At 37.9% G+C, this 4,343-nt stretch carries 3 protein-coding genes; all 3 read left to right on the plus strand.

Annotated elements, in window-relative coordinates; translation table 11 throughout:
* The first annotated feature begins 120 nt into the window (after positions 1 to 120).
* The 3 genes from cmx8 (at position 121) to V6C71_18645 (ending at position 3,240) form a co-directional block, all read left to right on the plus strand.
* Positions 121 to 1,419: a type I-MYXAN CRISPR-associated protein Cmx8 gene (gene cmx8, locus V6C71_18635; GenBank protein ID HEY9770478.1), complete on the plus strand. Its 1,299-nt coding sequence runs from the start codon at positions 121 to 123 to the stop codon at positions 1,417 to 1,419.
* Positions 1,420 to 1,612: 193 nt separating this feature from the next.
* A complete protein-coding gene (locus tag V6C71_18640) occupies positions 1,613 to 2,539 on the plus strand; it encodes a hypothetical protein (protein HEY9770479.1) in 927 nt (308 codons plus the stop codon).
* Positions 2,539 to 3,240, plus strand: a complete 702-nt coding sequence (locus V6C71_18645; GenBank protein ID HEY9770480.1) for a CRISPR-associated protein Cas5 — start codon at positions 2,539 to 2,541, stop codon at positions 3,238 to 3,240. The genes V6C71_18640 and V6C71_18645 overlap by 1 nt, the downstream gene beginning before the upstream one ends.
* Positions 3,241 to 4,343 lie beyond the last annotated feature (1,103 nt).

Genomic DNA, 4,343 nt, shown 5'->3' on the forward strand with positions numbered 1-4,343 from the left:
TGTACCAGTTCTTTTTTTGACAACTGGTTTAACTGCTCTTGATTGTTCAACTCTGGTTTTTGGCTCATCCTATCGTTACATTACCCAGTTTTCTTCTCGGTTGCAACTATTTATCTCTTTTTGATACCTGAATACTTACCTTTTGAGGAACGGGAACGTCAGAAGAAAAGGACGAACAGTAAGCAAAAATATAGGACAATTAAACGTCAAGTTCGCGATCCCAAGACAAATAAAACTAAACTCACTACCTTCTATGTCTATACAGATATTGTGCCTCAAGGAGAGTTAGTGCGAAGCTTTGAGCCAGCCAATAGCAACAATCTGGTTTGGACAAAACTCTGGCAAGAAGTAACCTGGGCGATTTTACGTCCTCGCGACAAACAAAGACTGCCATTTAAAGCAATGGTCAACGATACAGAGCCTTCAGAGATTACAAAAATCTGGAAGATTTTACAAGATAAACCTAATTCAAAAGCATCATTATCTAGCACCTATATGTTAGGAGCGCAAGCTAAAAACAATGAAGGTGTGCCGTTTACTGATGTAGCAAAGAATAAATTTTTACTAAACTTCTGGAGTTACGTTACTCGGATTTACCTACCTCTAAAAATAAATGCCAAAGGCAAGCCGAAATTACCTAGCTATGCGATCGCAATCCCGGATGTTCTCAATCTAACTGCTTTCTGTCAACATTTTTCGTCTATCTTACGGCAACGAGACACTAAAGAACTTTGGGAAAAACCCCGTAGCGCGATCGTTCGTAACTTAGAAGAAGCGAGATTGGATTTTTTGGGTTCAATTTACACTTATATATCTCAACTAAAGCCAGAATTGAATATAGACGAACTACTATTTGGCGTAGATGTTTTTCATATAATAAGACTACGAGATAAACCCCAAAGCGAACCTCAAATATTAAGTATTCAACGTTATCCACCCAATAGAAAAGCGATCGCCGAATTTACTCAACTACAACACAAGCTGTTTAACCCCTTATTTCGATTACAATACTGGCAAAATTTAATTCGCGATCGACCCACAATTGAAGGTTTTTATACTCTGCTACGAGACTTACCTGCTGCCGAAACTGTTAAAAATAATTCGTTCTGTCGAGATTTCCGAACTGTATTTAATCCCTCAAATAACCCTATGGAACAAGAAGGAATTGATAATACAAGGTATAAAAATACAATAGAGCCTAGTAAAACCAGTCAGCAAACTGAAACCAAAGAAACTTCTTTAGAAAGTTTGTTACTCCGCCTTTTAAAAACCTACACTCGACACCAACTCGAAAGTCAATTCAAGCTGAAGTGGGACGAGAATTGGGAAAAGCAAAAAAAAAGAAGAATTAAAGCAGAACAAAGCTTATCAAAATTACAAGGAGAAGCGAAAGCAGATAGTAGTAGATCTCCATCATGATTTTCGTCGCCCCCGTCAAACTCATGAATTTTTAGCTTATTTTGCTGCGAAGTTTACCGATGTCTATCAATACATAACTACTGAAGAGTATTTATTACTTGCCCAACTAATACAAACCCAACCAGAGCAAATTCGAGTCCTGTGTTTATTAGCATTACCAGTACTTTAAATTATTTATAGTTTTCACAATAGTATGACAGAAAGCATTTCAACAAGCGATTCCAATAAAGTCGATAGATTAAATCTTTTTGCGACGATTTTGACCTATGCTGCACCTAGCGCAAATCACCACAACAAAGGAGATGATACCAACAAGACACTTCAGAGTATTTCCAAGCAGGGTCGAGATTATGCAACTATCAGTCCCTATGCCATTCGGGATGCTCTAAGACGTATTTCGATTGAAGAAGGATTGCCTTGTAATCGTACACGAGCCAAAACGGCTGGCGCACCAAGGGTAGAATATCAAGCCTTTCCTAATGCTGAGCTATATGCCGATGACTTTTTATTTGGTTTTTGTGTGACCGATAAGGATGCGATCCCAAAGTATCGCGATCTACCACCTAAAAGAAATAGTATTTTCAGGAACAACATGGCAGTTGGTCTATCTTCCAACATTAATGTTCACCTACAGATAGCTCCTAGAAACACAGACAGTAGCCCTTGGAATAACATTAGTGAAACAACGCCTATTTATAGACAAGTAAGTTACACCGCCTATCAATATCCATTTGCCCTATCACGATCTGACTGTATCTCCAAAGCCAACTGGACGAAAGTTTTAATTCAAGCGATTGGAGAACTGAGCGAAGTAGGGGGTGGTAAAGGTATTAGCTACATTCAAATGTCTCCCAGAAGCATTCTTGCTCGTCTCACCTCATGTCGAGTTCCAGGCTACGATACCTATGGATACAATGAGGACGGGGAATTTACAGAACTAAATCGACTTATTGATAACGAGCTACCAGGACAGGAATTTTGGCTGGGAGGAGAAATTGTTCGTCAAATGCCTGAAGAAATTAAGCAACAATTAAAAACTAATAAAGTCCACTTACACAATAATCCTCAGACTCTCTTAGACAAAGTATCCGAACAGTTATTGAAGGAGGATAATAAGTAGTGGAGACACTCTGGCTACACGTTCGCGCTCCATTTGCGAGCTTTTCTTGTCTGAGAGCGGGAACTTATCGGGATACAATGCCTATAATGCCTCCTTCTGCTGCTTATGGATTAATTCTCAACCTAGCTGGAATTGAAATGCGGGGAAGCCTCAAGGAGACTATCACGCCAATTCGCTCTAATTTGCCTGCTCTAAAATTAGCTTTTGGGAGAGTAGCAGGAAGTAATAGTGAAATAAGCGTTCTACTCCAAAATATGCACAATTACCCAATTGGTAAGACTGGCAAGGAGCACAAGACAAAAACTCATGGAAACAAATATTGGATTGAACTTACCTATCGCGAAATCATAGTTAACTTAGATATTATCCTCGGAGTACAAGCGGATTCAGAATTAATTACCCGCATCCGTGAAGAATTAGATGGTAAAAGCGATCGCCCTTGTTATGGTTTTCCCTTTGCAGGAGATAACAATTTTTTATTCGATCGCATCGACTTTTTAGACAAACCTCTCCCAACTCATTGGTTTTTATCAGTCAATTCCAATCTAGAATTAGAATCAGGTGCTGTAAGCCTGACAGTTAAAATAGATCGCCAGAATCCCAGTCAAACTAAAAGTCTCCTGTTTTCTGCCACTAAAAATGCTATGAGTTTCCTACCAGATAGTGAATGGCTATCGATGTTTGACAAAGAAGATAGTTAAAGATAGCCAGAGTCAATAGTTTTTTTACAAGGATCTATGATTGTTTCAAGGTAAAAATAGAAGAAAGAGCCTCGAACCTCTTCCCTGTAAAAGTTACATCAAAATATGTATGTGCCGAGATGCTTGTATTTTCTCAAAAGCTTGTAAGTAAACCGTTTTCAGTTGCGATTTACAAAATTATTATTTAACTATCTCAAAATAAGTGTGCTACGATTATGGTGCTTGCAAAATTGTCTACAAACTCATACTAATTGGGTTTTTCAGACTATGCTCTGCAAGCACCTTAGATGCCATAAGGCGTTAAGCAGTAACATCGAGTTTAATAATGATTTCCTACCTTACCTGCAAGCACCTTAGATGCCATAAGGCGTTAAGCAGACCAATAGCGTTAATCCCCCTTTGACAGAACAAGAAAGAACTGCAACCACCCTAGATGCCATAAGGCGTTAAGCAGACTGCCTGACATTGAAGGCAATGTTCCCTCTTTTACTGCAACCACACTCAGCCTTTGCCTAGTAACTATATAGATCTAGCTGCAACCACCCTAGATGTCATAAGGCGTTAGATAGCATATTTTGATTTGCGATCGCTAAGAGCGAAAATCGAAGTGTGCTACCTATAAAGCAGCAAATAATTTGTGAGCGATCGATCCGTGTTCGATCTTATCAAAGTCAATTTGAAAAAGATCGATTATTATGTGGTAGGTCTGTTGAGAAAATTTTTTTTGGTTTTTACCATTTATCTACAAAGTGTATTCAAGTAATTTGACGAAGCTTACAACTCATATATGATAAAGGTTTGAGATATTTGTCAATCAGGCTATTGTATAAAATTTCAACTTATTATTTATAAAAGTATCAAAATTTCAGCTTATGCTTAACTTTTTCACTTTATGCTTAATTAATGTACGCTGAAACTATATTTTTCTCGTTGTAAATATTTCAAGTTATGCTTTAACTTACAAATCTCAAAAAACACTCTTTAGCGATCGCTATAAGCTACTGCACCAGTAATTATCAAATATTTGTTATGGTAGCGAATGGACATTTGTCGCTTTAAGCGAGTCACAAGTGCGACAAGAACCAATCTTTTCAAATATCAAG

The sequence above is a fragment of the Coleofasciculaceae cyanobacterium genome, from assembly GCA_036703275.1.
Lineage (GTDB): Bacteria > Cyanobacteriota > Cyanobacteriia > Cyanobacteriales > Xenococcaceae > Waterburya.